The sequence below is a fragment of the Mesorhizobium sp. M1428 genome, assembly GCF_040317515.1.
Taxonomy (GTDB): domain Bacteria; phylum Pseudomonadota; class Alphaproteobacteria; order Rhizobiales; family Rhizobiaceae; genus Mesorhizobium.
Genome location: NZ_JAMYKT010000029.1, coordinates 1 through 25,897 on the forward strand (window position 1 = coordinate 1; position 25,897 = coordinate 25,897).

Sequence of the window (25,897 nt, forward strand, 5' to 3'; positions counted from 1 at the left end):
CCTTCTCTTCCGGCGCCGCATCGATCTGGTCGTAGCGCTTGTATTCGCCAAAATACTTGGTGATCGCCGCCGTCAGCGACGTCTTGCCATGGTCGACGTGACCAATCGTGCCAATGTTCACATGAGGCTTAGTGCGCTCGAATTTACCTTTTGCCATAGTCTCTTTCCTTGGACGGCCTGGGGACGGCCTGGACCTTCAGTTCAGTCGAATGCGGGGCGATTAGCGACTAAGGCCGAAAAACACAAGTGCCTTGTCGCCGAGCGCGCCCGCCCGCCCGAACGCTTGTTCCGGTTTCGGAGAATGTGGCGCGGATATAGGAACGAACAAGGGCAAATGGAATGGTTACGGCGGCGGCTGACGGCTTTGACGGATTTACAGCCGGATCTGGCCCATTGCCGCCCTGGCGCGGGTCTGATTTCGTGGGCCGATGCATTTCATCCCGACTGCCATACGAGGCCCGCTGTTCATGGTCGTTTCGACCGGGTCCTACATCGTCAACGACACGATGATGAAGCTCGCAACCGCGGGACTGCCGCCCTATGAGGTGCTGTTCCTGCGCGGCGCTGCGGCAACATTGTGGGGCATTCCGCTGCTGTTCATGCTGGGCTATGGCAAGCAGATTCCGCTGATCCTCGACGCCAAGGTTTTGCGCAGGAACATGCTCGAACTGGGTGCGATCCTTTGCTACGTGGTGGCGCTCGCCAACATGCAGATCGCCGATTCGACCGCGCTCGGGCAGATCACGCCCTTGCTGATGCTGGTCGGCTCCTCGATGCTGTTTGGCGAACGGATCGGCGGGCTACGCCTGGCGCTGATCGGGCTCGGCTTTGTCGGCGCGGTGATGGTGGCACAACCGACAATGCAGGGGATTTCGGTCTACGCCCTGCTGGCGCTAGGCAATGCAGCCCTGTCCGCGGCGCGCGATCTGGCCGGACGCAAGGTCGCCGCCGACGTGCCGGGAATGGTCGTGGCTATTTCCGCGGTGATTGTGGTGCTCGCGGGCGCCGGCGTTGCGCATCTGGTTTCCGAGCAGTGGGTGGTGCCTGAGACCCGTCACCTGCTGCTGATGGGCGGCGCCGGACTGTTCCTGATCTTCGGCCACTTCTTCATCTTCATGGCCTATCGCGTCGGGCCGACCAGCGTGGTAGCGCCGTTCTACTATTGCTTTACCGTCTGGGCGGTGATTTCGGGCCTGGTGGTTTTCCGGCAGCTCCCGAATGCGCTGGCCATCTGCGGCATCCTGCTGGTAGTGGCCAGCGGGTTGACCATCGTCTCGCTCGACGAGCGCAAGCGCCGGTTGACCGTCGTCGCTTGAAACTGAAATCGGCCTGCACAATAGGAGGAGCGCGTGGCAAGCCCGGACAACGAAAGCAACCAGAATGCAAGCAACCGCACGCTCGCCGGAATGTGCCTGTGCGGCGCCGTTCAGTATGCGGTGGCGGACGCGTTCGTCTATGCCGCGAACTGCCACTGCTCGAACTGCCGGCGCACCACCGGCTCGGCCTTCAAGCCATTGGCCGGCATCGAGCGCGACAGGCTGAGCCTGGCGAGCGGCGAGGACAATCTCATGATCTTCGGCGACGAAACCGGCCATAACGCGCACTGCAAGACCTGCGGCTCGTTGCTCTATTCGGTGGTCCGCGACGGTGCCTTCGTGCATGTCGCCATGGGAACCCTCGTCGACGAGCCGACTATCCGGCCGACACAGCACATCTTCGTCGGCTCCAAGGCGAAGTGGTTCACGATCACCGACGATCTGCCGCAATACAGAGAACACGCGGTCGCCGGAGATGCCGGCGAGTAGCTGACCGTTAGAAACGCTCAACCAAATTATCGTTTCGTTTTCGCGTCCGCCGCCAAGGAAACTATGCTGTGCTCAGTCACTGAACTCATGTCGCGGAGATTTCTGTGGCATTGCCGCCCGACTGGTTGCCCAATGTTGCGATGAGGCGCGTCATTTGCCACTGGACGGCCGGCTCGCATTCGGCCGGCGATACCGACAGGGATGCGTATCACATACTGGTCGAGGGGAATGGCCGCCTGGTCAGGGGCCGGCCTTCGATCGCGCTCAATTCGGGCCGGGTAAAACCGGGATATGCCGCGCACACGCTCAACTGCAACGGCGGCTCGATCGGGGTTTCGCTCTGCTGCATGGCCGGGGCGGCGGAAAGGCCGTTCGATGCCGGCCGCTATCCGATGACCAGGGCGCAGTGGGACGCGATGACCGGGGTTGTCGCCGAACTCTGCAAGTACTACCGCATCAAGGTCACGCCCCAAACGGTGTTGTCGCATGCCGAAGTCGAGAGCAATCTCGGCATCGAACTACGCGGAAAATGGGATTTCACCCGGCTGCCCTTCGATCCGACGATCAGCGGCGCAAGCGCCTGTGGCGAGCGGCTGCGCCGCGACGTGACGGCAATGGGCGCGATGCCAAATCTGCCGGTGAGGATTGGGCGCGATGCCGCATGGCAGCGACTGCTCGAGGAATTATGGCCGATCATGGTGAGAGGACTGGAAGCCGGCTTCAACACGCTGATCCGCGAAATCCTCAAAAGGATCAGATAAGCGGTCGGCATTCGGGTGAATGCCGACGCAACTGCCGGACGGCTTCTAGAGTGCCCTCTTGCCGCTGAACTGGTGATAGGCCCACAGGACAACCACCGCACCGACCACGGCTACGATCAGGCTATAGATGTTGAGCCCGGTAACGCCCGACGCGCCAAAGGCGCTGAAGATGAGCCCGCCGACGATAGCCCCGACAATCCCGAGGACGATGTCGAGCACAAGGCCTTGCCCGCTTTTATTGACGATCTTGCTGCCAATGAAGCCGGCGATGACGCCGAGAATAATCCAGCTTAATATTGACATTTTTCCTCTCCGTTCCCCGCACCCGATTACTTCCACATTATTAAGCAAAGCTCAAGCCAACTTGAAAATCATGATTACGGAAAGCTCAAACCGGCTTGAAATTCGCCATGAATGCGTCATTGTCGGCGACGGACGGGCAATTTGACATGGAGATCCACAATGGGACTGTTTGACAATGCCGTTCCCGGCGGCAACGTTGCCAAGCCGCTGATGATCGCGCTCGGCGCACTTTTGGTGGGAAAAATGCTGAGTGGTGGAAGTTCCGCCCAGCCGGAGGCGGCGCAGAGCCCTGCCGCCGTCCCGCCTGATACAACCGCATCCGCCGACGGCGGACTGCTCGGCGGTCTGGGCGGCCTGCTCGACAAACTGAAGGACGCCGGCCACGGCAACGTCGCCAATTCGTGGGTCGGCACCGGTCAGAACCAGCCGATCAACCCCAACGATCTGGGCAGTGCTCTCGGCCCGCAGATCATTCAGGAGATCGCGCAAAGGACGGGTCTGAACCAGCAGGAATTGCTCCAGCAATTGTCCGCGGCCTTGCCCGGGCTTGTCGATCAGCTGACGCCGAACGGGCAAGTGCCGCAGCAGAACCAGCTCGCGTCCATATTCAGCAAATTCGCTAGCTGACGCCTTCCGCGCTGCCTGCGGTTCGGGACAACGATAACACAGATTAAGATGCGCGCCCGTTTGGACGCGCAACCTTGAATTAACGGCAAAGCGCTTCGCTTGGCGCTGCCTGTTTCGGGATCGTGCGCGAGGTGCCCGCGGCTGGGGGAAATCTGGAGCGGGTAGCGGGAATCGAACCCGCATATTCAGCTTGGAAGGCTGCTGCTCTACCACTGAGCTATACCCGCGCCCTTTCAGTCAGCATCGGATCCGCTCCGACGCTCGCTCTGCGTTTCAGGGCTTCCGGGCCGGCAGTGGTGGAGAGGGTTGGATTTGAACCAACGTAGGCATAGCCAACGGATTTACAGTCCGTCCCCTTTAACCACTCGGGCACCTCTCCAGTCTGCCGCCGGAGCCATGCAACGAGGCATCGACGCGTCGCGGCTGCCAAAGCAGCCCTTCCGCGAAGCGCCTTATGGCGGCAGCGCCCAAAACTGTCAACCGCAACAGCCCGGCAAAAAGCGCTGAATTTCGCACCTCGCCTGACATGCAGCTTATGCAGCTGTATCCATGGCCGGACGACACGGCTATAGAAGCCGGCCATGAGCAACGATAACAAATCAAAGACCCCGAAAGACACCCACTACGCCAAGCTGCGCCGCGCGCATCGCGACGAGAAGAGCGGCGGCGCGCCGACGTTCAGGCCGCGCCAGCCAGTGCCGCCCGGCGAGAACCCGGCGGATGGGCTGGTGCGGCTCTACGGGCTGCACACGGCGCGGGCAGCACTCGACAATCCGCGCCGCAAGATCAGGAAGATGCTGGTGACGCGCAACGCTGCCGAGCGACTGGCAATCGCCGATCTCGGCGCTTTGCCCTTCAAGGCAGAACTGGTCGAACCCAGGGACATCGACAAGGTCACCGGCTCGGATGCCGTGCACCAGGGCGTGCTCATCGAGGCCGAGCCGCTGAAACCGAAGCGGCTCGATGCGCTTGGCGACGCCAGGCTGGTGCTGGTGCTCGACCAGATCACCGATCCGCACAATGTCGGCGCGATCCTGCGCTCGGCGGTGGCCTTCGGCGCCGGCGCACTGATCACCACGGCGCGCCACAGCCCGCAGGAATCCGGCGTACTGGCGAAGTCGGCCTCCGGCGCGCTCGAACACATCGATCAGATCGAGGTGAAGAACCTCGCCGACGCGCTGGGCCAGTTGCACGAGGCCGGATTCCAGACGATAGGGCTGGACTCGGACGGGCCGGCGGAGCTCGAAACGAGCTTTGCCGGAGAAAAGATCGCGTTGGTGCTTGGCGCCGAGGGCAAAGGCCTGCGCCAGAAAACGCGCGAAACGGTGACGACGCTCGCCCGCCTCGACATGCCCGGCGCCATCCGCTCGCTCAATGTGTCGAATGCCGCGGCGGTGGCGCTTTATGCGGCCCAAAGGTGGTTCGCGCGCGGCAAATAGGACGCAATGCATGTCATTGGATTTTGCCGTTCTCAATCCAGATGGACATATCGATCGATGCGTATCGGTAGGTCCCTCTGCGCATCATGAAATCGTGTCAATTGCAAACCAAAACGCGTTTGAACTCATACTGAAATTCGAAGATTTCTATGAGGACGCGACTCTTCCGATCGAATCCTTAACTTCCTTGACCAAGCAAGTTGAGGCACTTGGGCGAACTGAAGGAATGTCGGAGGAATCCAAAGATTTTCTGAAACATTTTGCCGATCTCATACGCTATGCGGTCGAACGAAGTCGGCCCATCGAAGCTATTGCAGACTAATTCACCTCACTCTCACCCAACCTCGTGGCCAGCCATCCGCTCCAGTGCCCGCACCAGTGCCGAATGATCCTCCTTGGCGCCGCCATTGGCTGCGCAGGAATTGAACAATTGCTGCGTGGACGAGGTGTTGGGCAGCGCAACACCAAGCGCCTTTGCCCCTTCCAGCGCGAGATTGAGATCCTTCTGGTGCAGCTCGATGCGAAAGCCGGGCGCGAAGCTGCGCTTGATCATGCGCTCGCCGTGCACTTCGAGAATGCGCGAGGCGGCCAGCCCACCCATCAGCGCTTGCCTGACCTTGGCCGGATCGGCGCCGGCTTTTGAAGCAAAGACAAGCGCTTCGGCAACGGCCTCGATGGTTAGCGCGACGACGATCTGATTGGCGACCTTGGTGGTCTGGCCGACGCCGTTCGGTCCGACCAAAGTGATGTTCTTGCCCAGCTTCTCGAAGATGGGCCTGGCGCGTTCGAAGGCCTTTTCCTCACCGCCGACCATGATGGTGAGCGACGCTGCCTTGGCGCCGACCTCACCACCCGACACCGGCGCGTCGAGATAGTCGCAGCCGAGATCGTTGATCTTTTTTGCGAATTCCTTGGTCTCGATCGGCGAGATCGAGCTCATGTCGATGACCAGCTTGCCTCTTGTCAGCCCGGACGCGACGCCGTTCTCGCCGAACAGCACATCGGCCACCTGCGGCGTGTCGGGAACCATGGTGATGACGATGTCGGCCGTTTTCGCGACGGCGCTGTGGCCGGTGATGGTCTTCAGACCCCTTTCGACGAGATCGGCCGGCGGTTTCGAGCGGTGGTCGCTGGCGAAGACGGTGTAGCCCGCGTCTAGCAGATGCCCCGCCATCGGCGCGCCCATGATGCCGAGGCCGATGAAGCCGATGGTTTCCATTTTGGTTCTCCGTTTCTTGTTAAGGCGGCGTTCCTGCGCGCGCCCCTCTGGCCTGCCGGCCATCTCCCCCACAAGGAGGGAGATTGGATGTCACCGCCGCTTTCGCCAATTTTCGAGGTCAGGAAAGTTTAAGGGCCGGCGCGGGAACTGCCGATCTCCCCACTCGTGGGGGAGATGGCCGGCAGGCCAGAGGGGGGCGCGCAGGAACGCGACGTGCGATACGTAGCGTCTACGCCGCCGCACTCCCCTGCCCAGCCAGCTCCCGAAACCACCCGAGCCCGGCTTCTGTTCCGCCCTTCGGCTTGTATTCCGCCCCGACCCAGCCGGAATAGCCGATGCGGTCGATGTGGCTGTACAGGAAGGGAAAATTGATCTCGCCCGTCCCCGGCTCATGACGGCCGGGATTGTCCGCAAGCTGGATATGCGCGATGCGGTTGAGGTTTGCCTCAATGGTACGGGCGAGATCCCCCTCCATGATCTGCATGTGATAGATGTCGTATTGCAGGAACAGGTTCTTCGAGCCGACGCGGTCGATCAGCCCCAGGGCCTGATCCGAGTAATTCAGGAAGAAGCCCGGAATGTCGCGGGTGTTGATCGGCTCGATCAGCAGCCGGATGCCGGCCTGCTCCAGCTTTTCGGCCGCGAAAGCCAGATTTTCGGCGAAGACGTCTTCCAGCACGGAGCGATCGACGCCCTGCGGCGCGATGCCGGCGAGGCAATTGACCTGTTCGCAACCCAGCGCGTGCGCATAGGTGACGACCTTGGCAATGCCTTGCCGGAACTCCGGCACGCGGTCCGGCAGGATCGCAATGCCGCGCTCGCCCTTGGCCCAGTCGCCGGCAGGCAGGTTGAACAGGACCTGCGTCAGCCCGTTCTTCTTCAACCTGGCCGCGACGACATCCGGGGCATGGTCATAAGGGCCGATATACTCGACGCCCTTGAAGCCGGCGCGGGCAGCGGCATCGAACCGGTCGAGAAAGTCATGCTCGGGAAAGAGCATCGAAAGATTGGCTGAAAACCGTGGCATGGCAGTAGTTCCTCATAAACGGCTTAATCGAGCATGACGATTGCCGTGGGGGCATCTTCGTGGTGTTCGGCAAGCTCCTCGAATTCGGTGATCTTGTCGATTTCGGTACCCATCGAAACATTGGTGACGCGCTCGAGGATGAATTCAAGCACGACCGGAACTTGGTGCTCGTTCATCAGCCGCTGCGCCTCCTCGAAGGCACCGGCGAATTCCTCCGGCCGGCGCACCCTGACCGCCTTGCAGCCCATCGCCTCGGCAACGGCGACGTGGTCGACGCCGTAGCCCGCCTCAGGCTCGTCTTTCCGGTTGACGTTCTCGAAGGCCAGGCTGACTTCGAAATCCATCGAAAAGCCGCGCTGCGCCTGGCGGATAAGCCCAAGATAGGCGTTGTTCACCACGACATGGATATAGGGCAATTTGTGCTGAGCGCCGGCCGCCAGCTCCTCGATCATGAACTGGAAATCATAGTCGCCGGACAGCGCGACAATGGGGCGGTCCGGATCGGCGGCGCGAACGCCGAGGGCTGCCGGCAACGTCCAGCCGAGCGGCCCGGCCTGGCCACAATTGATCCAGTTGCGCGGCTTATAGACATGCAGGAACTGCGCCCCGGCGATCTGCGACAGGCCGATCGTGGTGACATAGGTGGTGTCGCGGCCGAACGCCTTGTTCATCTCCTCGTAGACGCGCTGCGGCTTCAGCGGCACCTGGTCGAAATGGGTCTTGCGCTTCATTGTCTTCTTGCGCTGCCGGCATTCGCCGGCCCAGCCCGACCAGTCGCGCAATTTTCCGGCCGTCCTCCATTCGGTCGCGACGTCGAGCAGCATTTTAAGTGCTGCACCGGCATCCGAGACGACGCCAAGGTCCGGTGCGAAGACCCGGCCGATCTGCGTCGGCTCGATATCGACGTGGATGAACTTCTTGCCCTTGGTGTAGACGTCGACCGAACCGGTGTGGCGGTTGGCCCAGCGGTTGCCGATGCCGAAAACGAAATCGGCTTTGAGCATCGTCGCATTGCCATAGCGGTGCGAGGTCTGCAGCCCGCACATGCCTGCCATCAGGCGGTGGTCGTCGGGGATCGCGCCCCAGCCCATCAGCGTCGGAATGACAGGCACGCCGGTGACCTCGGCGAACTCGATCAGCAGATCGGACGCATCGGCGTTGATGATACCGCCGCCGGCGACGATGACAGGCTTTTCCGCCGCGTTCAGCATCGTCAACGCCTTCTCGGCCTGGGCGCGCGACAATGCCGGCTTGAACGGCACCAGCGGCTCGTAGGCATCGATGTCGAACTCGATCTCGGCCATTTGCACATCGACCGGCAGATCGATCAGCACCGGCCCCGGCCGCGATGAGCGCATCAGGTGAAACGCCTTCTGCAGCGTCATCGGCACCAGATAGGGTTCCATGACGGTGACCGCCCATTTGGCGACGGGTGCGGCGATCGCCGCAATGTCGACGGCCTGAAAATCCTCCTTGTTGAGACGCGCGCGCGGCGCCTGCCCGGTAATGCAGAGGATGGGAATTGAATCGGCGGCGGCCGAATAGAGGCCGGTGATCATGTCGGTGCCGGCGGGACCCGAAGTGCCGATGCACAGACCGATATTGCCCGATCTGGCGCGGGTAAACCCTTCGGCCATATGCGAGGCCGCCTCGACGTGACGCGCAAGGATGTGGCGGATACTGCCCCTCGCCTTCAGTGCCGAATAGAGCGGGTTGATCGCAGCACCTGGCACGCCGAAGGCACAGGAGATGCCTTCCTTTTCGAGAACGAGAACCGCTGCGTCGACTGCGCGCATCCTGGCCATGCCAGCCTCCACGAGATGTGTTGATGGCTGATAATGCCAGCGCGCCAATGATGTTTCAATTTTTTCAGAATATTTTTTCATTTCTAGAAAACAGCTACTATAATTTGAATTGATTGATTTTTTTGTTTTCCACGAATTCGCTCCGCAAATCGGTGAAAAACTTTTTCATTGCCTGTTGGGGCGAACAGGGCGAAGAATGGCCCGATGGAAACCACCGAAAAACGTCAGCGCGGCCGCCCGCGCGCCTTCAACGGGCCGTCCGAGGCCGCCTCGGTGCAGTCGCTGGACCGGGCGCTGCGCATCCTGGCAATCGTCGCCGATGGCAGCGGCCTGTCGCTGAGCGAGATCGCCGCCAGTTCCGGTCTGCCGGCATCCACCGCCTACCGCATGCTGACGACGCTGGAGAACCATGGCATGGTCGAGTTCGACGGCACCGACCAGCTGTGGTCGATCGGCGTCGAGACCTACCGCATGGGCGCGGCGTTCCTGCGCCGCCGCAAGCTGGTCGACCGCGCCCGAATCGTCATGCAGGAATTGATGGAGAAGACCGGCGAGACGGCCAATCTCGGCGTCGCCGAGGACGATTGCGTCGTCTTCGTCAGCCAGGTCGAGACGCACCAGGCGATCCGCGCCTTCTTCCGGCCGGGCACGCGCAGCTCCTTCCATGCCTCGGGCATCGGCAAGGCAGTGCTGGCGCATCTCGAGCCGGAGCGCGTCGCCACCATCCTGCGCCGGGCCGGGTTGGAGCGCTTCACTGAAAACACGCTGTCCGACATCTCGGCGCTCGCCCGCGACCTGGTGACGATCAAATTGCGCGGCTGGTCGGTCGACGACGAGGAGCGGCATCCGGGCATGCGCTGCGTCGCCGCCGCCATCTTCAACGAATTCGGCGAGCCGATCGGCGGCGTTTCGGTCTCCGGGCCGACGGTGCGGGTCACGCCGGAACGGCTGGCCGAGATCGGCCCGCTGGTGCGCGATGCAGCAGCGGACGTGACGAGGATGATCGGCGGCCTGCCGACCCCTCCCGGCCTTGGCAGCGAACCGAGCGCATGGCAGCGCTGACCAGCGCCGATGGTGCGACATCTGCCAGGATGGCCAGAGCTAGGCCCCGGGCACCGCGCTCTTGGTCGACAGGTCGTAGAAATCAAGCAGCATCGCCAGCCCAACTCCGCAGGCGGTGAAGATGAGGCCGGCAATGAAGATACGATTGGCGCGCTCATAAACGCGCCGTTGTAGAGACGTTAAGTCGAGCAGCAACCGCAGCGCTCGTATCTGCAGGGCAATGCCGATCAAAATCGGCACGACTGCGGCCAGGTGATAGATTTCCCATGGTATCGGGTTGGCGGCCCAATGCGTGATGAAGCCCAACGAGAACGCCAGCAGGATGCCGACGGTGGTGATTGTGCCGTTGCGGAAAACCGTCTCGATCGGCTGTTCGTTCGGATCGTGCTCGCCCAAGCGCCCTCTCCCTATTTCGGCTTGGCAGTAGATTGCCGTTCGGCCTGTAGATTAGGGTGCTGCGAAACCCCTGTACATCGGCAAGAGCCGAACGGCGGGATAAGGCAGTCTTCGGTGTTGGCGGTTGGCGAAAGCCGTGCGGCAATCCAATCTCCCCCCTTGCGGGGGAGATGTCCGGCAGGACAGAGGGGGGTGGGAAGGATCGCCGGCTTCGATGTTTAGCCACTCCAACTGGAATTGGCGTAGGGCTTGATTGTCATCTATTGACAGGTAGTGCGGGACAGCACCCCCCTCTGCCCTGCCGGGCATCTCCCCCGCAAGGGGGGAGATTGGCAGTTTCATCGACGGCGCCCAATTCGAAAATGATGCGCTATGCCGACGGTGGCGGTCGACCATTCGAATAGGAGCCCAGACACACAGAAAAAGCGGCAGTGGGGTGCCCCTTCTTCCGGTTGCCTGAAACGGTCACCTCCTCTCAAAGCTGGCATAGTGGCTCTCAAAGCTGGCATAGTGGCTCTCAAAGCCGGCAGCGATGGCGATAGCCGTCGTGGCCGACATAGGTGTCCGAGTACGGGTCGTAGCTCTGGTAGCGATTGAGGCAGCGCCGGACGTGCCAGGAGTCGCCGTCTTCCTCGATATAGACAGTGCGCGGCTGGGCCAGCGCGCTGCCGAGCAGGAAGCCGCCGACACCTGCGGCAATGCCGATGCCGAGGTGCTTGTGCTTGTGATGGGCGGCCGACGGCTGAACGGTGCCGACCAGCATGGCGGCGGCGACAGTGGTGGCGACGAGGCCGGAAACGATGGGGCGATTGAACATGACGATCTCCTTGTTGTGGGAGGCGATCCAACCGCCTCTTGACCATCAGTCGTCCCGACAAGGAAAAAGGTTCGAAGATCTTTTTTGATTTTTTCTCGACGGGGGAAATCGCCCGGTCCGGTGCTGTCAGCCGCGCGACCATGAACGGTCGCGCCGTTCGACAGTTCACCGGAACAATCGGCAGGCCTCAGCCCATCCCGGTGATATGGCGAAGCCAGAAGGCGAGCGCGATAAAGCCGATGATGGTGGTGACGCCGGTCCAGTCGATATTGGCGCGCTTCAGATCCTTGATAAGCTTCACCAGGAGAACCCAGGCCACGATGACGAGCGGGAGAATGATGACAAACCTGATCATGCGACAGCCTCGCTGATGCGATTGCACCTTCGATCAATATAGGGAGCGAATTGGCCGTTTTCAGGACGCCCTAGCGGCAGAACCGGCGCGTTCGCCGGGAACCGAAAAACGGAGTTTTGTCTTTACTGGCGCAGCAAATATGCTAACCGGAGCGCCGTGCCCTTGTAGCTCAGCTGGTAGAGCAGCGGTTTTGTAAACCGAAGGTCGGCGGTTCGATCCCGTCCGGGGGCACCAGTACCGGGCTTCTTGAGACCTCTGGGGCGCTTGATATCTGCTCATCCCCGATATCCACAGGCCGGGGCCGTCAGGATCGGTAGCACATCAGCTTCAACACATATATTCCCTGGCGGAAACCATAGTTCCCTAGCGGAAAACCTAGGAGTCTTCGTTGGAGCAGAAACGCACGACCGCCCCCTTCATCAACGGAATGTTTGGTGGCCTTGTCGTCTTCGCCTTCGCGCTTGGTTTCCGTTTCCTGATAAGTCCCGATCCCGATCCAGCATCAAGAGCAACGACAAGCCTTTCGTACTGGCCTTTGCGATTTGTTTCGGCGCGGCATTCCTTCGCGAGCATCGACGCCAGATTGCCGCCGCCAGAGAATTCTTAAGCCGCCCAAGAACCAATTAGGCTCGCGCGTTCCGTCCCCGTCGGGGAACCACAAACTTTGCCTGAAATTGCCGGCTTAATCTGACACCGGATTGCGCTTTGGCATCTCATACCAGGAGACGCCGAACCTATTCGTGTCTCGCCCTTACAGTGCCAGCATTTCGGCCCTCCCCGGGCCATTTAACAGCATTCGATTCAATTGCTTCTGTGTATATTAGCACTCGCTCAATTAAGCGCGCCGACAATGTCCGTGCGGCGGGCCAAAACCAACGGGTGTTGTCATGCGAAGTGATTTCGCCGCGGCGCGCGAGCTTTTGGAGTGCGCACAAAACCGCCTCTGCGGCGCGGATGAAACGAGCCGACGCGTCAACGAGGCCCTCGACGCGCTGATTGAAGAAATAGCCATCGCGGAATTCCGCAAGGCGCCACTGACGGTCGTGCCGTTTCCGCGGGCGCGGCCGCCCAAGCATGTTCGGTAGAGCGTCGGTCGCCCGCGTTGACGAAGAGCCGGCAACTGGTGTTTCCGCAATCGCCCGTTCGAGCGTCGTTGAACGACCAAGCCTTTGACGATAGAGTTGCCGGGCAGTGGTGCTCGGAAACTCCGGAGCCGTTCCATGTCACGCTGTGGAGATGTCTACGAGAACAAGGTGACTGGCGAATATGCAGTCATCCTGCGTGGCACCGAAGACCGCGGCCAGGGACCTGGCATCGCTCATCTGACCGCCCGGCCGGGAGCCGCCGTGGTGGGCGAGCACTTCCACCCGACCCTGACAGAACGGTTTACCGTCCTGCGTGGCCAACTCGACGCTTGCATCGCAGGGAAGACCTTGTCCCTGGGGCCTGGCCAATCCGCCACGGTCGAAGCAGGCGTCGCACATGATTGGTGGAACAGCAGCAAAACCGAAGAAGCGCATGTGCTGGTCGAAGTCGACCGGGCGCCAGGTGCGGACAATGTCGACCCGAACCGTTTCGAGTTGCTGATCGGCATGCTCTTCGGCCTGGCCAATGCCGGCAAGGTGGACAGAAAAGGCAGACCTTCACCGCTTCAGGCGGCGGTCATTGCCAGGGAATTTGCCGACGTGATCGTCTTCACGCACCCGCCACCTGCGATTCAGCGAGTGGCGCTGGGAATCCTGGCGCCACTCGGCCATCTGCTCGGCTATCGCGCGATCGACCCCGTCTACTGCAAGCCGCACGGGCATGTCACGCCGGCTCCTGAAATCCTCGCTCGAGCAGGCCTAGTAGCCGGGTGATCCGGGTCCACACTGGGCGCCCGGCATTTTTGTCGGCAGCCATACATAGGACTCGCGGCAAGCTCTATGAAGCACTCGCGACCTGACCGGATATCGCGGCCATGTCGAACGTGTTTCTCACCCTGACCGACTTGTAGACGTAGGCGACCCAAATCCCGGTCAGGACAAAAGAAACTACGGGCATTACCAGCGCATCCCCTGCAAGCACCAAGCTCACAGGAGCACTCATAACCGCTGAGGTCCACGCCGCGTCCAGAATAAACACGATTGGTATTGCAAACCACTGACACAGGAATAGCTGCTTGAAGCGGGAACTCCGCCGAAGCATTGCCACGAACACAATCACCTGAAGCACCAGAAACGCCAGCAACAGGGCAACCTCGCCGTAGATCGCCAAGGTGCCATTGGGGAGCGTCATTAGCTGTCGATAGCCCTCGCTCGAAGAGAACAGCTCAGCCAGCGTGCGGAAAGGTGCCAAGCACTGTCCAATCGCCAGCAGCATGAGCCAGCCTCCGAAACCTACGAGAGCCGAAGGATCCTGTAATGGCTTTGCGGCTGACCGAACGGCAAAGAAAACAGGCACGCCGATCAGCAGCAGCAGTATAGCCCAATGCCAGATGGAAATCTGCATCCAATCCCTCCCTTGATGCTCTTTTAGGTTGTATCAGATTTCAACCTCAACTCAAGAGGCAACATCGAAAGGAAGCGCTGCTTGCAAGACCCGTCAACACCATATTTCTGGCACGATGCTATTTCCGGCAGGATGCTGCCATGTCGCGAACTCTGATCGTCGTTGGCCTCAGCATAGTCGCCATAGGCCTGCTGTGGCCTTGGTTGGCCCGGACCGGCCTTGGCAGGCTGCCCGGCGATATCGTGATCGAGCGTGAGAACTTCAGGCTTTATGTCCCCATCACCACGGGGATACTGGTCAGCATCGTGCTCTCGGCCATTCTATGGCTGATCAACCGTTAGGCGATGCTCCGGGCGATTTGTGTTGCAGGCCCTACTCGCTCTTGATCTTCTTACACTCCGATCGCTGCCACCAATATCCGGTTCTGCCTCCGTATCGCCGTGCGCAACTCTGCAATCCTCGCCTCCTCGCGCTTCACGAATTCGATGAACATCATGTTCATGTTGTTGAAGATGAGTTCGCCGAGCGCCGGCCCGTCGATGTCGCGGCGCACCAGGCCGAGCGCCTGTAGCCTGGTGATCAGCGCACGGATCTGCTCGGTCAGTGCGCTGTCGAGCGCGGTGTAGGCCTGGCCGAACGGGCTGTCCGGCAATTGCGTCGAGATCGCCATCGCCTGCCGCCACATCTCCTTGCTGAGATAATGCAGCGAGTGCTCGATATAGATGCCGAGCAGCGTGTCCAGCGCGTCGCCGACATTTGCCGGCGGGTTGGCCACCACTCCGCGCCCGGCATTGAGCACCTCGTTGACCTCCATCGAAACGATCGCGCCGAGGATGTCGCCTTTGTTCTGGTAGTAGTTATAGATGGTGCCGACCGAGACTTCGGCCTGCGCGGCGATGGTTTCGATCTTGGCGCCTTCATAACCGGCATCGCGGAAAAGCGCCGCCGCCGCCTCGATGATGCGGCGGTGCCGATCCGCCTTCTGCCTTGCCCGCAATCCGCTCATAGCGGCTGTTTGCCACAAAAACAGAATTGACTCAATTTTAGAATTGGTTCAATTTTTTGCTACACGCCAAAAAGGCAAGGGAGAACACTCGATGTCCGTCAATCCAAAGACCCCCAACCCAACCGTCAGGAATCCGCTTTCCGTTCTGAAGAGCCATCTCCAGGGCGCGTGTGCCGCGGCAGCCCTGCTGCTGGCGGCGGGCAGCCTCGCTCAGGCGCAGGACCTCAACGCGCTGATCTGGTGCGATCACGCCGATCCGGCACTGTTGCAGCCGTTCGAGGAGGCGAACGGCGTCAAGGTCAATGTCAAGGAATTCGAAGGCACCGGCGCTGGCCTGGCCATCGTCGAACAGTCGCAGCCCGGCGACTGGGATGTGATGGTGATCGACAGCATCGACGTGCCGCGCGGTGTCGAAAAAGGCCTGTTCGAACCGCTGCCGGAAGACAAGCTGCCGCTGTCCGACCTCTTCCCGCAGGTGAAGATGGATAGCTCTACCGTGGTCGACGGCAAGCGTTACGGCATCACCGAAAAGTTCGGCTACAACACGATCGGCTACAACAAGACCAAGGTCGACCCGGCCGACATGCAGTCGATGGCTGCGCTGACCGGCGACAAATACAAGGGCAAGATCGCCATCTACGATTATTACCTGCCGGTCATCGGCATGGCCGCACTGGCGATCGGCAAGAAGACGGCGGAACTGACCGAAGCCGACCTTCCCGCCATCAAGGAAGAGCTGCTCAAAATGAAGGCCAACGCCAAGCTGGTCGGCGAAGTGACCGCCAGCCAGACGGCGCTGGCGACCGGCGAGGTCGATATACTGGTCGGCGGCGGCGAATGGGTGACGGCGGGGCTGGCCAAGGAAAACCCGGCGCTGGACTTCTCTATCCCGAAAGAAGGCGCCGTGCTGTGGTCGCAGTCGCTGGCAATGTTCAAGGATTCCAAGAACAAGGAGTTGGCGCTTAAATTCATCCAGTACATTATGAGCCCCGAAGGCCAGGCGCGGCTCGCGACCTCGTCCTGCTATTGGGGCATGCCGGCCAACGCCAAGGCGGCGTTGAGCGACGAGCAGAAGAAGATCCTGCGCTTTGACGAGCAGCCGGAGTTCCTCGCCCGCGCCCAGTCCTATCCGGCGCCGAACGCCGATCTCGACAAGAAGATGCAGGACGTCTGGACCGAAATGCTGCAGGCGCAATGACTGGCTGCCGGCCGTGAACGCCGTCAACAGCGGGCGTGCCCTGCCCTGGGCGCTGGTCACGCCGGCGCTCGGCTGGACGTTGCTGTTCTTCGTGCTGCCCTTCGTCGCCATGGCCGTATCCAGCCTGACGGCGCATGAAGGCGGCGGCTTCACGCTGTCCAACTACAGCCAGTTCTTTGCCAATCCATCTTACTGGCAGGCGATGGTGAACTCGCTGCAGGTCACCGCCATCGTTACTCTGATTTCGGTGCTGCTCGCCTATCCCTTTGCCTGGATTCTGGCCGAACAGGTGCCGGAGCGCTGGCAGCGGCTGGCGCTGATGCTGGCGGTGCTGCCGTTCTGGACCTCCTATGTCGTGCGCTCCTATTCGTGGCTGCTGGTGCTGGCGCAGAACGGCGTCGTCAACCGCGCGCTGACCGGCTCTGGCCTGTTCGGCGAACCGCTGCAGCTCGCCAATACGCGGCTAGCGACCGTCACCGGCTTCGTGCATTTCTTCGTCATGCTGCTGACGCTGACGATCTTCGCCAATCTGAAGCAGCTCAGCCCAAGCTACCGCAAGGCCGCCGCCGACCTCGGCGCCGGGCCGGTGCGCACATTCCTGCATGTCGTTCTGCCGCTGACGCTGCCCGGCATCATGGTCGGCGCCTTCCTCACCTTTGTGCTGTGCATCGGCGACTACATCACGCCGCAGATCCTCGGCGGCAACAACGAGCTGTTGATGCCGCAACTCGTCATGATGCAGATCGGCCGGCGCGGCGACTTTCCGCTCGCCTCGGCGCTGTCGATCATCCTGATGGCGGTGGTCACCATCGCCTATCTCGCCTGCGCCCGCTGGCTGAAGATCGAACGGGCCTGACCATGCGCGCGCTCATCCGCACTGTCTCGAGTCTCTATGCCCTCGCCATCTATGGCTTCATCTTCCTGCCGGTGGTGGTGCTGGTGCTGTTTTCGCTGCAGGCAACGTCGTTTCCGATCCCGCCCTTCACCGGGCCGTCGCTGCTCTGGTACGAGGCCGTGCTCGCCGACACGCGGCTGACTTCGGCGCTGGTCAATTCGCTGCTGGTGGCGGTCGTCTCGTCGGCTGCCGCCGTTACGCTCGGCTTCCTCTCCGCCTGGGGTTTTGCGCGCTTCGCCTTGCCGGGCTCGGGCCTGATGCGCGGGCTGATCACGCTGCCCTTGACCGTCAGCTATCTCATCATCGGCATGGGGCTGCTGGTGCTGTTCAATTGGGCCGGCGTGCCGAAGTCGCTCACTGCCGCCGGCATCGGTCATGTGGTGATCAATCTGCCGCTCTGCTTTGCCATCGTCTACAGCCAGATGGGCGACCATCAGATCAATATCGAGCGCGCGGCGCGCGACCTCGGCGCGCCCGAATGGAAGGTGCTGCTTTTGATCACGGTGCCTGTCATGGCGCCGGCCATCTTCGCCGGCTTCTTCCTGTCGATGACCTTCTCCTGGGACGAATTCGTCATCTCGTTCCTGTTGACGCGCTTCGACACGACGCTGCCGGTCGAGATCTGGAACCTGCTGCGCTCCGGTCTCAATCCCAAGACCAACGCCGTCGGCTCGCTGGTCTTCGCCGTTTCCATCGTACTGGTGGTATTGTTCGAGCTGATGCTGTTGCGGAGGAAGCCGGCATGAGTGCGCCACTGGTCGATATAAGCTCTGTCTCGCATCGCTTCGGCCAGCACACCGTGCTGAAGAACGTCTCGCTGACGATCGAGCCTGGCAGCTACACGATCCTGCTCGGGCCGTCCGGCTCCGGCAAGACGACGCTGCTGTCCATCCTCGGCGGCTTCGTCACGCCGAGCGAAGGCAAGGTGCTGATCCGCGGCGAGGACTGCACCGCCGTGCCGCCGGCGAAGCGGCCGACGACGACCGTGTTCCAGGACTATGCGCTGTTCCCGCATATGAGCGTCGGCAGCAATGTCGGCTTCGGCCTGCGCATGCAGGGCGTCGATGGCGCAACCCGCGCAGCGAGAGCGCGCGAGGCGCTGGCGCTGGTTGGCCTCGCCACCGCCTTCGACAAGAAGCCGCACCAGCTTTCAGGCGGTCAGCGGCAGCGCGTGGCACTGGCGCGCGCCCTGGTGGTCGAGCCGGCGGTGCTGTTGCTCGACGAGCCGCTCGGCGCGCTCGACCTGAAATTGCGCCGGCAGATGCAGGACGAATTGAAGGCGATCCAGAAAAGAGTCGGCACCGCTTTCATCCACGTCACCCACGACCAGGAAGAGGCGATGGCGCTGGCCGACCATTGCGTGGTGATGAATGACGGGCGCATCGAGGACGAAGGACCGCCCGAGCGCGTCTATGCACGGCCGGCGACGCGCTTTTCCGCGACTTTCATGGGCGAAAGCACGCTGATATCGGGAACGGTGACCGAGGCGAAGAGCGGCAAGATCACCGTCACCACGAAGCTTGGGCCGCTCTCGCTGGCCGGCACATTGCCGGTCGGCTCGACCGTTGCGCTGGCCATCCGGCCTGAGCACCTTGTCCTCGGCACGGCCGGGGGCGCCGTGGCGCTTGGCATGGCCAAGGTCAGCGACGTCGTCTTTCAGGGCAGCTTCAAGCGTGTGCTGGGGACCTCCGCGGCCGACCCGGCGCTGCACTTCATCGCCAAGGTTCCCGCCGTATCGGCCGTCCAGCCGGGCGACGTGGTCGCGGTATCGTGCGATGCTGGCGACATCATCCTGCTTGCGGACTGAACATGAGCGCGCTTCCAACCATCGACGCTCCTAACTGGTACGAAACCATCCGTATGGGCGATGGCGTGACGCTGATCCACGAGCCGTGGATCAAGCCATTCTTCCGCTGCAACATCTGGCACGTGCGCGGCCGCGACCGCGATCTGCTGTTCGACACCGGCCTCGGCCATTTCAGCCTGCGGCGCCACGTGCCGCTGGTCACGGAGCGCAAGCTCACCTGCGTGGCCAGCCACACGCATTTCGACCATATCGGCTGCCATCACGAATTTCCCGACCGCTGCGTGCACCCGGCCGAGGCCGAGATCCTCGCCGATCCGCGCAATGAGTGGACGGTCGCCGACCGCTATGCCACCGACGCAATGTTCGACGGCATGCCGCAAGGCTGGGATACGGCACGCTATCGGATCCTGCCCGCACCAGCCGGCCGCTTGCTCGAGCAAGGCGATATCCTCGATCTCGGCGACCGTGCCTTCGAGGTCATCCACACGCCCGGCCATTCACCCGGCGGCATTGCGCTCTACGAAAACAGGACGGGCATCCTGTTTTCCGGCGACATCATCTATGACGGCCCGCTGATCGACGACGTCTATCACTCCGATATCGACGACTATGTCGCATCGCTGCTGCGCATGCGCGATCTCGAGGTCTCGGTCGTGCACGGCGGCCATTTCCCGAGCTTCGGCAAAGTCCGCTATCGCCAGCTTGTCGACGAGTATCTCGCGCAAAAGCGCCAAGCCGGCTGCCATCTGCTCGCCCGATAAGGACCAGCGTTACAGCGTCAAAGCGCCCTTTGCGGACAGGGTGTCCCCGCCGCGTCGCCGCAGCGTGATGCCGTGGGCTCGGGTCTAAAACTCTTTTCCTCCGACTGGCGCACCAGTTCCGCGAAAGCCAGGGCAAAACTTGCCAGCATCAGGAATACGATAATCAAGCGTGCCAGCGGCAATAGATCGGCCTCGACTGGTTAGCCCCCACGCCGCCCGTCCGCTGCCGGCTAACATGATCGATCCGGCTTTACGAGAGTTTAAGGCGGGTCTTAACCATCACATCATTTTGTCCTCCGACATGATGCGCGAGTGCGGCTTGTTTGGCGGCCAACTCAAGGCACCTCCCTCCCTTTGCAGAAATGCCCACCCATGCTAACCCGGCGCTGGCGCGGCCCAGCAACCGGTCGCCGCCAATCGGTCGCCAAACGGTCATCGCCAATCGGTTGTCGTTGAGAGCCATGAGCAAAACCGCCAGCCGTTTCGCCTTCGTCTCATCCGGTACAGCCGACGCCAATGCGGCGCTGGAAAGCCTTTCGGCACGTTACGGCCAGGCATCCGTCGAAGAAGCCGGGATCGTCGTGGCGCTCGGCGGCGACGGCTTTTTGCTGCAGACCTTGCGCGAGACGATGAGCACGGGAAAGAAGGTCTACGGCATGAACCGTGGCACCATCGGTTTCCTGATGAACGAATACCGCGCCAGCGGCTTGACCGGGCGCATTGCGGCGGCCGTTGCCGAAACGATCCGTCCGCTGGAGATGCAGGCGGTGACGGCGGAGGGCGAGACGATTTCGGCGCTGGCGATCAACGAGGTCGCGCTTTGGCGCCAGTCCTACCAGACCGCCAAGATCCGCATCACCGTGGATGGGCAAGAGCGGCTGGAGGAATTGCACTGCGACGGCGTGATGATTGCGACGCCGGCCGGCTCGACCGCGTATAATCTGTCGGCGCACGGGCCGATCCTGCCGCTCGACGCTCCGCTGCTGGCGCTGACCCCGGTCAGCCCGTTTCGTCCGCGCCGCTGGCGCGGCGCGCTGCTGTCCAACAAGGCGATCGTGCGTTTCGACATTCTGGAGCCGGAAAAGCGGCCGGTAAACGCCGCCGCCGACCACACCGAGGTCAAGGCGGTGACCACGGTCACGGTGAGGGAATCGCCGACGGCAACGGCGACGCTGCTGTTCGATCCCAACCATTCGTGGAACGAGCGCATTCTCGCCGAACAGTTCAGGTATTGAGCCGGCGCAGCAGCCACTGCGCAAATTAAGCATCGCGATTAACGCTACGACTTCACAATCGCGCCAATGCCGCCCGTTTGTGTTGACAAATCGTGGGCTTGCGCCTACCTGCAATACCAATCTTGCAGGCGCGCGGCGCTTGCCGCGACTGCTTATGTTGCGCCCCCGAACCAGCCAAAGACAGCCAAACTTGTCCTCAGACACCCAGATCGCTCAAGAAGCGTTGACCTTCGCAGACCTCGGCCTGTCGCCGAAGGTCCTTTCCGCAGTTACCGATGCCGGCTACACCGAGCCGACGCCGATCCAGGCTGGTGCTATCCCGCACGCCTTGCTCGGCAAGGACGTGCTGGGCATTGCCCAGACCGGCACCGGCAAGACGGCGTCCTTCGTCCTGCCCATGCTCACCCGGCTGGAAAAGGGCCGCGCCCGCGCCCGCATGCCGCGCACGCTGATCCTCGAGCCAACGCGCGAGCTCGCCGCGCAGGTCGAGGAAAACTTCGTCAAATACGGCAAGAACCACAAGCTCAACATCGCGCTGCTGATCGGCGGCGTGTCCTTCGACGAGCAGGACAAGAAGCTCGAGCGCGGCGCCGACGTGCTGATTGCGACCCCCGGCCGTCTGCTCGACCATCGCGAGCGCGGCAAGCTCCTGCTCAACGGCGTCGAGATCCTCGTCATCGACGAGGCCGACCGCATGCTCGACATGGGCTTCATCCCCGACATCGAGCGTATCTGCGAGATGATCCCGTTCACCAGGCAGACGCTGTTCTTCTCTGCGACGATGCCGCCGGAGATCACCAAGCTCACCGAGAAATTCCTGCACGCGCCGGTGCGCGTCGAAGTGTCGAAGGCAGCATCTGCCGCCACCAACATCATCCAGCGGCTGGTGAAATCCGGGCCAAAGCCCTGGGACAAGCGCGAGACGCTGCGCAATCTGATGAAGGCCGAGGATGCCGAGCTGAAGAACGCCATCATCTTCTGCAACCGCAAGATCGAAGTATCGGAGCTGTTCCGCTCGCTGCTGAAATATGATTTCGACGCCGGCGCTCTGCACGGCGACATGGACCAGCGTGCGCGCATGCAGATGCTGGCCAATTTCCGCGACGGCAAGCTGCGCTACCTCGTTGCTTCGGACGTCGCGGCGCGCGGCCTCGACATTCCCGATGTCAGCCATGTCTTCAATTACGACGTGCCGATCCACGCCGAGGATTACGTCCACCGCATCGGCCGTACCGGCCGCGCCGGACGCTCCGGCAAATCCTTCACCATCGCGACCAAATCGGACACCAAATACATCGACGCCATCGAGCGGCTGATCGGCACCAAGATCGAATGGCACGACGGCGACCTGTCGACGGTCGTCGCCAGCGAGGGCGGCGAGGATGAGGCCCCGCGCCGTGGCCGCGGTGCACCACGCCGCGCCGGCCGAAAGGACGACGCCAAGGACAGGGGCGAACGCAAACCGCGTGAACGCCAGGCCAAACGTGGCGAGGAAACGGCGCCGGAAGCGGTTAGCGAGGAACAGCCGGTCGTGGCCGAAGCCGCCGTCGCCGACATTGGCGAGCGGCGTACCCGCAAGGACGCGATCCGCTCCGAAAACACCGAACGCAAAGCTTCGCCCGATCGCAACGAACGGCGCGCGCCGGAACCCGGCGACACCAGGCCACAGCGCGAGCGCCCTGCCCGCCAGCGTCAGGAAGACAATGACGCAACCGTCGGCTTCGGCGACGACATGCCAGCCTTTATGCGCATCGTCGCCAAGGTCTGAGACGGCGTTCGCGCGTACACCGACGCGCAGTTCCTTCCAGATGACACCCTTCCGTGGCACATTTCCAGGGCTTGCATCGCTTTGCGCTAAAGGTTCTTGAGCTCCAGGCGGGATGCCAGCAGGTCCAGAAAAGCGCGAACTTTGGCCGAGGACGATCTGCCTTCCGGCCACACGGCGTGTATTGGCACCGGCACTGGCTCGAATTCGGTCAGAACCAGTTCCAGGCGGCCATCGTCCACGAGGTGTTTTACCTGCCAAAGCGGCGAGTAGCCCAAACCCAATCCGTGAACCGCGGCCGCATAGATCGATATCATCAAATTCGACCGGAAGGTGCCCGCGACCTTCACCGGCCGGGGCTTACCTTCAATCTGAAACATCCATTCGCCTGGGCGGCCGTCGACGGTTCGTACGATGCATTCATGCTCACGCAATTCGAGCGGATGGGCCGGTCGGCCTTGTTGCTGGAAGTAGGCAGGTGCGCCGAACACCACGCGCCGCAGCGCCCCCAGGCGCTTCGCACGTAAATTGGAATCCGGCAAATTGCCGATCCTTACCGCCAGATCGAGACCCTCGGCATCAAGATCGACAAATTCGTCGGAAAGCTGGAGGTCAACCTCGACCCGGGAATATGTCCGCATATAGTCGGCGATAACCGGCACGAGGAAGTCCGGGCCGAACAGAACCGGGGCACTCACACGCAGGATGCCGGATGGCTCCGACCGTCGATTGGCTGCTTGAAGCCTGGCTTCGTTAATTTCCTCGACGGCGGGTTTGATGCGCTGGAAAAAGACCGCTCCGGCTTCGCTCGGCGTCGAGCGGCGTGTCGTCCTGTGCAGAAGCTCGACCCCGATTGATTCCTCCAATGTCGCCAGGGACCGACTGATCGACTGCAGCGAGCGGTTCAGCCGGCGTGCGGCAGCCGTCAGGCTGCCATGTTCGACAATGGCAATGAAGGCTTCGAAATCATCTATCCGGCTCATCGCCTATTTCTCCCGAAAATCGAGAGAAACTATCGCAAAATCGATGAATTGTAACGAAGTTCGCCAGACTTTATCTTCCCCGCATTGGCCGAAAGGCAGACTCGAGGGAAGGAGATCGTCATGCGAACACCCAGTCCAACCATCCTGGTCGTAGGCGCCGCAGGCCGCGTTGCCGGCTTGGTGGTGCCTGAACTCGTCCGCCGCAATGCCGGGGTTCGGGCGCTTGTTCGTGACGCCGCGAGTGCCGAAAAAGCCCGGAAAGCCGGCGCATCCGAGATCGCGATCGGAGATCTGCGCAACCATCAGAGCCTTGAGCAGGCCGTGAAAGGTGTCGACGGTGTCTTCCACATCGGACCGGCCTTTGCTCCCGACGAAGCCGCCATGGGGGTTGCCATGGTTGAGGCAGCGGCGCGAGCAGACGTTCGAAAGTTCGTCTTTTCGTCGGTGATCCAGCCCACCAATACGAGGCTGGAAAACCATGCAAGCAAGATACCCGTCGAAGCTGCCCTCTATTCGACAAACATGGAATACACCATTCTGCACCCGGCCAATTTCATGCAGAATATCGCGGCCGCCTGGCCGTCCGTTGTCGAGCACGGCGTTTTCGCCGAGCCGTTTCCAAAGACGGCGAAGCTCGCCCGCGTCGACTACCGCGATGTCGCTGAAGTGGCGGCGATCGCACTGACCGAAGCGCGTTTGTCCTATGCGACCCTCGAGCTGTGCGCCGACGGTATGCACAGTCGCGAAGAGGTCGTCGCCATGATGAGCCAAGCGCTTGGCCGGCCGGTTTCGGCGGGCGAGCCGACATTTCAGGACTGGGCGGCGAAGGCCCGCCTTCCCTATACCGACCGCCAGTTGCAGATGCTGGCCAAAGTACACAGCCACTACGCCAAATACGGCCTCGGCGGGAACAGCCTGACGTTGCGCGCCGCGCTTGGCCGCGAGCCGCGTTCGCTGCGAAGCTTCATTCGGGAATTGGCGCTGCAGACGGCATATGCCGCCTGATCGTCCTCACAACGCTTACGCACATTTTTGATTGGAAGATTTCGATGCAAGCATCACCGGACCGAGCCTTCAAATTGAGAAAGCTGCCGCCCTCCTACGGCGCGGTGGTGATGCCGTTGGTTCTTTCAATTCTGATGTCCTCGATTGTCTCGGCGGTTTCGACGGCAATCGGCGCAGGCTGGACGAACGGGTTTATAGCGGCCTGGAGCTATGCATGGGGCGCTTCATGGCTTGTCGCGTTTCCCAGTCTGCTGATCGTGCTTCCGATCGTGCGCCGGATCGTTGCCGCGATTGTCGATCAGCCGGCCCGGTCCTGACATCACGAACCCCGTCCTGACATCACGAACGAAGGGCGCCGGCGGCCGGCGGTCCGCCACAACCATTTAGAGCGGCCCCTTTGCGGGGCCGCTCCCGGTTCGGGCGCTTGCCTCAGGTGAGCGGCGACAGCTGGATCTCGACGCGGCGGTTCTGAGCCCGGCCGGCAGCGGTCGCGTTGGAGGCGATCGGACGCGTCTTGCCGAAGCCGGTGACGGCGAAGCGGCGGGAATCGACGCCCTGTCCAGACAGATAGTTGGCGACCGCCAATGCGCGCCGCTGCGACAGGTCGAAATTGTGCTCGTCGCTGCCGGTCGAGTCGGTGTGGCCGAACACGTCGACCGTGGTCTGGCGGAACTTTTTCAGCACAAGGGCCACTGAATTCAGCACCGGATAGAAACCGGCCTTCACCGCATCCTGGTCGACGTTGAAGGTGATGTCGGACGGCATGTTGAGGATGATCTGGTCGCCGGTGCGGGTGACGCTGACGCCGGTGCCCTGAAGCTGCCGGCGCAGTTCGGCCTCATTCTGGTCCATGGTGGCACCGATGGCACCGCCGGCAAGCGCACCGATGCCCGCGCCGATCAGCGCGTTGCGGCGGTCGTTGCCGCCGGCAAGCATGCCGAGCCCGGCACCCGCCAAAGCACCGAGACCGGCGCCGGCAGCGGTGTTGGAAACCTTCTGTTCCCCGGTGTAGGGATCGGTGGTGCATGCGCTCACGAGCACAGCCGTCGCCACGACGGCGAGCACAATCTTTTTCATACGGTGGTCCCTCTCCATTCCACGGCCGCGCAACGGCGCACCGCATCAGCCCTTCCAGC

General features: G+C 62.0%; 32 protein-coding genes and 3 tRNA genes. 21 read left to right on the forward strand and 14 right to left on the reverse strand.

What is annotated here, in order from left to right:
* A partial coding sequence (locus tag NKG60_RS27275; RefSeq protein ID WP_352668298.1) for a GTP-binding protein occupies nucleotides 1-157 on the reverse strand: 157 nt, incomplete at its 3' end.
* 271 nt (nucleotides 158-428) lie between these two features.
* Between NKG60_RS27275 and NKG60_RS27280 the strand changes: the two genes are divergently transcribed.
* From NKG60_RS27280 to NKG60_RS27290, 3 genes are all read left to right on the forward strand, one after another.
* Nucleotides 429-1,316, forward strand: coding sequence for a DMT family transporter (locus NKG60_RS27280; protein WP_352668177.1), 888 nt, complete (start codon nucleotides 429-431; stop codon nucleotides 1,314-1,316).
* 90 nt (nucleotides 1,317-1,406) lie between these two features.
* A complete protein-coding gene (locus NKG60_RS27285) occupies nucleotides 1,407-1,805 on the forward strand; it encodes a GFA family protein (RefSeq protein WP_352668299.1) in 399 nt (132 codons plus the stop codon).
* 104 nt (nucleotides 1,806-1,909) lie between these two features.
* On the forward strand, nucleotides 1,910-2,566 hold the full coding sequence (locus tag NKG60_RS27290; RefSeq protein WP_352668178.1) for a peptidoglycan recognition protein family protein: 657 nt from the start codon (nucleotides 1,910-1,912) through the stop codon (nucleotides 2,564-2,566).
* Between the two features lie 45 nt (nucleotides 2,567-2,611).
* Here NKG60_RS27290 and NKG60_RS27295 read toward each other — a convergent pair whose 3' ends face one another.
* Complete coding sequence (locus NKG60_RS27295) at nucleotides 2,612-2,869, reverse strand: GlsB/YeaQ/YmgE family stress response membrane protein (protein WP_023717513.1); 258 nt, start codon at nucleotides 2,867-2,869, stop codon at nucleotides 2,612-2,614.
* A 159-nt stretch (nucleotides 2,870-3,028) separates the two neighbouring features.
* Here NKG60_RS27295 and NKG60_RS27300 point away from each other — a divergent pair, with 159 nt between their 5' ends.
* Nucleotides 3,029-3,496, forward strand: a complete 468-nt coding sequence (locus NKG60_RS27300; protein WP_352492496.1) for a YidB family protein — start codon at nucleotides 3,029-3,031, stop codon at nucleotides 3,494-3,496.
* A 153-nt stretch (nucleotides 3,497-3,649) separates the two neighbouring features.
* Here the strand turns inward: NKG60_RS27300 and NKG60_RS27305 are convergent.
* Nucleotides 3,650-3,723: transfer RNA gene (locus NKG60_RS27305), tRNA-Gly, on the reverse strand.
* A gap of 67 nt (nucleotides 3,724-3,790) precedes the next feature.
* Nucleotides 3,791-3,875 (reverse strand) — tRNA-Tyr (locus NKG60_RS27310).
* Nucleotides 3,876-4,077: 202 nt separating this feature from the next.
* Between NKG60_RS27310 and NKG60_RS27315 the strand changes: the two genes are divergently transcribed.
* Together NKG60_RS27315 and NKG60_RS27320 are read left to right on the forward strand one after the other, a co-directional pair.
* Nucleotides 4,078-4,935, forward strand: a complete 858-nt coding sequence (locus NKG60_RS27315; RefSeq protein WP_352668181.1) for a TrmH family RNA methyltransferase — start codon at nucleotides 4,078-4,080, stop codon at nucleotides 4,933-4,935.
* Nucleotides 4,936-4,945: 10 nt separating this feature from the next.
* Nucleotides 4,946-5,257 carry a hypothetical protein gene (locus NKG60_RS27320; protein WP_352668182.1) on the forward strand — a complete coding sequence of 104 codons (312 nt, stop codon included), beginning with the start codon at nucleotides 4,946-4,948 and terminating at the stop codon, nucleotides 5,255-5,257.
* Between the two features lie 12 nt (nucleotides 5,258-5,269).
* On the opposite strand, the gene NKG60_RS27325 is transcribed toward NKG60_RS27320, so the two are convergent.
* The 3 genes from NKG60_RS27325 to gcl all read right to left on the reverse strand — a co-directional run bounded on the left by NKG60_RS27325 (nucleotide 5,270) and on the right by gcl (nucleotide 8,986).
* Nucleotides 5,270-6,154: a 2-hydroxy-3-oxopropionate reductase gene (locus NKG60_RS27325; protein ID WP_352668184.1), complete on the reverse strand. Its 885-nt coding sequence runs from the start codon at nucleotides 6,152-6,154 to the stop codon at nucleotides 5,270-5,272.
* A 229-nt stretch (nucleotides 6,155-6,383) separates the two neighbouring features.
* Nucleotides 6,384-7,181 carry a hydroxypyruvate isomerase gene (hyi, locus tag NKG60_RS27330; RefSeq protein ID WP_352668187.1) on the reverse strand — a complete coding sequence of 266 codons (798 nt, stop codon included), beginning with the start codon at nucleotides 7,179-7,181 and terminating at the stop codon, nucleotides 6,384-6,386.
* Nucleotides 7,182-7,204: 23 nt separating this feature from the next.
* A complete protein-coding gene (gene gcl, locus NKG60_RS27335) occupies nucleotides 7,205-8,986 on the reverse strand; it encodes a glyoxylate carboligase (RefSeq protein ID WP_352668189.1) in 1,782 nt (593 codons plus the stop codon).
* A 204-nt stretch (nucleotides 8,987-9,190) separates the two neighbouring features.
* Between gcl and bhcR the strand changes: the two genes are divergently transcribed.
* Nucleotides 9,191-10,048: an HTH-type transcriptional regulator BhcR gene (bhcR, locus tag NKG60_RS27340; protein WP_352976055.1), complete on the forward strand. Its 858-nt coding sequence runs from the start codon at nucleotides 9,191-9,193 to the stop codon at nucleotides 10,046-10,048.
* Between the two features lie 39 nt (nucleotides 10,049-10,087).
* Here bhcR and NKG60_RS27345 read toward each other — a convergent pair whose 3' ends face one another.
* From NKG60_RS27345 to NKG60_RS27355, 3 genes are all read right to left on the reverse strand, one after another.
* Nucleotides 10,088-10,444, reverse strand: coding sequence for a hypothetical protein (locus NKG60_RS27345; protein WP_352668192.1), 357 nt, complete (start codon nucleotides 10,442-10,444; stop codon nucleotides 10,088-10,090).
* Between the two features lie 517 nt (nucleotides 10,445-10,961).
* A complete protein-coding gene (locus NKG60_RS27350; RefSeq protein ID WP_352668195.1) occupies nucleotides 10,962-11,261 on the reverse strand; it encodes a BA14K family protein in 300 nt (99 codons plus the stop codon).
* A 187-nt stretch (nucleotides 11,262-11,448) separates the two neighbouring features.
* A complete protein-coding gene (locus NKG60_RS27355) occupies nucleotides 11,449-11,616 on the reverse strand; it encodes a hypothetical protein (protein WP_352668197.1) in 168 nt (55 codons plus the stop codon).
* A gap of 158 nt (nucleotides 11,617-11,774) precedes the next feature.
* Here NKG60_RS27355 and NKG60_RS27360 point away from each other — a divergent pair.
* The 4 genes from NKG60_RS27360 to NKG60_RS27375 all read left to right on the forward strand — a co-directional run bounded on the left by NKG60_RS27360 (nucleotide 11,775) and on the right by NKG60_RS27375 (nucleotide 13,475).
* A tRNA-Thr gene (locus NKG60_RS27360) sits at nucleotides 11,775-11,850 on the forward strand.
* Nucleotides 11,851-12,004: 154 nt separating this feature from the next.
* Nucleotides 12,005-12,223, forward strand: coding sequence for a hypothetical protein (locus tag NKG60_RS27365; RefSeq protein ID WP_352976058.1), 219 nt, complete (start codon nucleotides 12,005-12,007; stop codon nucleotides 12,221-12,223).
* 280 nt (nucleotides 12,224-12,503) lie between these two features.
* Complete coding sequence (locus NKG60_RS27370) at nucleotides 12,504-12,701, forward strand: hypothetical protein (protein WP_084641813.1); 198 nt, start codon at nucleotides 12,504-12,506, stop codon at nucleotides 12,699-12,701.
* Between the two features lie 135 nt (nucleotides 12,702-12,836).
* Nucleotides 12,837-13,475 (forward strand): cupin domain-containing protein, encoded by a 639-nt coding sequence (locus NKG60_RS27375; RefSeq protein ID WP_352668200.1) that lies wholly within the window; start codon nucleotides 12,837-12,839, stop codon nucleotides 13,473-13,475.
* Nucleotides 13,476-13,539: 64 nt separating this feature from the next.
* Here NKG60_RS27375 and NKG60_RS27380 read toward each other — a convergent pair whose 3' ends face one another.
* The gene (locus tag NKG60_RS27380; protein WP_352976060.1) at nucleotides 13,540-14,106 is read right to left on the reverse strand and encodes a DUF2569 family protein; all 567 of its coding nucleotides are present in this window, start codon (nucleotides 14,104-14,106) and stop codon (nucleotides 13,540-13,542) included.
* A gap of 140 nt (nucleotides 14,107-14,246) precedes the next feature.
* Between NKG60_RS27380 and NKG60_RS27385 the strand changes: the two genes are divergently transcribed.
* Entirely contained in the window at nucleotides 14,247-14,447 is a 201-nt protein-coding gene (locus NKG60_RS27385) for a DUF2905 domain-containing protein (RefSeq protein WP_023679908.1), read from the forward strand.
* 50 nt (nucleotides 14,448-14,497) lie between these two features.
* Here the strand turns inward: NKG60_RS27385 and NKG60_RS27390 are convergent, their stop codons facing one another.
* Nucleotides 14,498-15,112, reverse strand: coding sequence for a TetR/AcrR family transcriptional regulator (locus tag NKG60_RS27390; protein WP_352668205.1), 615 nt, complete (start codon nucleotides 15,110-15,112; stop codon nucleotides 14,498-14,500).
* 91 nt (nucleotides 15,113-15,203) lie between these two features.
* Here NKG60_RS27390 and NKG60_RS27395 point away from each other — a divergent pair, with 91 nt between their 5' ends.
* The 7 genes from NKG60_RS27395 to NKG60_RS27425 all read left to right on the forward strand — a co-directional run bounded on the left by NKG60_RS27395 (nucleotide 15,204) and on the right by NKG60_RS27425 (nucleotide 22,776).
* Complete coding sequence (locus tag NKG60_RS27395) at nucleotides 15,204-16,310, forward strand: polyamine ABC transporter substrate-binding protein (RefSeq protein WP_352668206.1); 1,107 nt, start codon at nucleotides 15,204-15,206, stop codon at nucleotides 16,308-16,310.
* 13 nt (nucleotides 16,311-16,323) lie between these two features.
* A complete protein-coding gene (locus NKG60_RS27400) occupies nucleotides 16,324-17,166 on the forward strand; it encodes an ABC transporter permease (protein ID WP_502903447.1) in 843 nt (280 codons plus the stop codon).
* A gap of 2 nt (nucleotides 17,167-17,168) precedes the next feature.
* Nucleotides 17,169-17,951 carry an ABC transporter permease gene (locus NKG60_RS27405; protein ID WP_352668208.1) on the forward strand — a complete coding sequence of 261 codons (783 nt, stop codon included), beginning with the start codon at nucleotides 17,169-17,171 and terminating at the stop codon, nucleotides 17,949-17,951.
* On the forward strand, nucleotides 17,948-19,012 hold the full coding sequence (locus NKG60_RS27410) for an ABC transporter ATP-binding protein (protein WP_352668211.1): 1,065 nt from the start codon (nucleotides 17,948-17,950) through the stop codon (nucleotides 19,010-19,012). The genes NKG60_RS27405 and NKG60_RS27410 overlap by 4 nt, the downstream gene beginning before the upstream one ends.
* Nucleotides 19,013-19,014: 2 nt before the next feature.
* On the forward strand, nucleotides 19,015-19,773 hold the full coding sequence (locus tag NKG60_RS27415; RefSeq protein ID WP_352668213.1) for an MBL fold metallo-hydrolase: 759 nt from the start codon (nucleotides 19,015-19,017) through the stop codon (nucleotides 19,771-19,773).
* Nucleotides 19,774-20,234: 461 nt separating this feature from the next.
* Complete coding sequence (locus NKG60_RS27420) at nucleotides 20,235-21,008, forward strand: NAD kinase (RefSeq protein WP_023679915.1); 774 nt, start codon at nucleotides 20,235-20,237, stop codon at nucleotides 21,006-21,008.
* Between the two features lie 190 nt (nucleotides 21,009-21,198).
* On the forward strand, nucleotides 21,199-22,776 hold the full coding sequence (locus NKG60_RS27425; protein ID WP_352668215.1) for a DEAD/DEAH box helicase: 1,578 nt from the start codon (nucleotides 21,199-21,201) through the stop codon (nucleotides 22,774-22,776).
* 86 nt (nucleotides 22,777-22,862) lie between these two features.
* Here NKG60_RS27425 and NKG60_RS27430 read toward each other — a convergent pair whose 3' ends face one another.
* Nucleotides 22,863-23,756 carry a LysR family transcriptional regulator gene (locus tag NKG60_RS27430; RefSeq protein ID WP_352668217.1) on the reverse strand — a complete coding sequence of 298 codons (894 nt, stop codon included), beginning with the start codon at nucleotides 23,754-23,756 and terminating at the stop codon, nucleotides 22,863-22,865.
* A 120-nt stretch (nucleotides 23,757-23,876) separates the two neighbouring features.
* On the opposite strand from NKG60_RS27430, the gene NKG60_RS27435 reads away from it, so the two are divergent.
* Together NKG60_RS27435 and NKG60_RS27440 are read left to right on the forward strand one after the other, a co-directional pair.
* On the forward strand, nucleotides 23,877-24,761 hold the full coding sequence (locus tag NKG60_RS27435; RefSeq protein WP_352668219.1) for an NmrA/HSCARG family protein: 885 nt from the start codon (nucleotides 23,877-23,879) through the stop codon (nucleotides 24,759-24,761).
* Between the two features lie 44 nt (nucleotides 24,762-24,805).
* Nucleotides 24,806-25,078: a DUF2798 domain-containing protein gene (locus tag NKG60_RS27440; protein WP_023679921.1), complete on the forward strand. Its 273-nt coding sequence runs from the start codon at nucleotides 24,806-24,808 to the stop codon at nucleotides 25,076-25,078.
* 112 nt (nucleotides 25,079-25,190) lie between these two features.
* On the opposite strand, the gene NKG60_RS27445 is transcribed toward NKG60_RS27440, so the two are convergent.
* The gene (locus tag NKG60_RS27445) at nucleotides 25,191-25,838 is read right to left on the reverse strand and encodes a YiaD family glycine zipper/OmpA-like lipoprotein (RefSeq protein ID WP_254817106.1); all 648 of its coding nucleotides are present in this window, start codon (nucleotides 25,836-25,838) and stop codon (nucleotides 25,191-25,193) included.
* Between the last annotated feature and the right edge of the window lie 59 nt (nucleotides 25,839-25,897).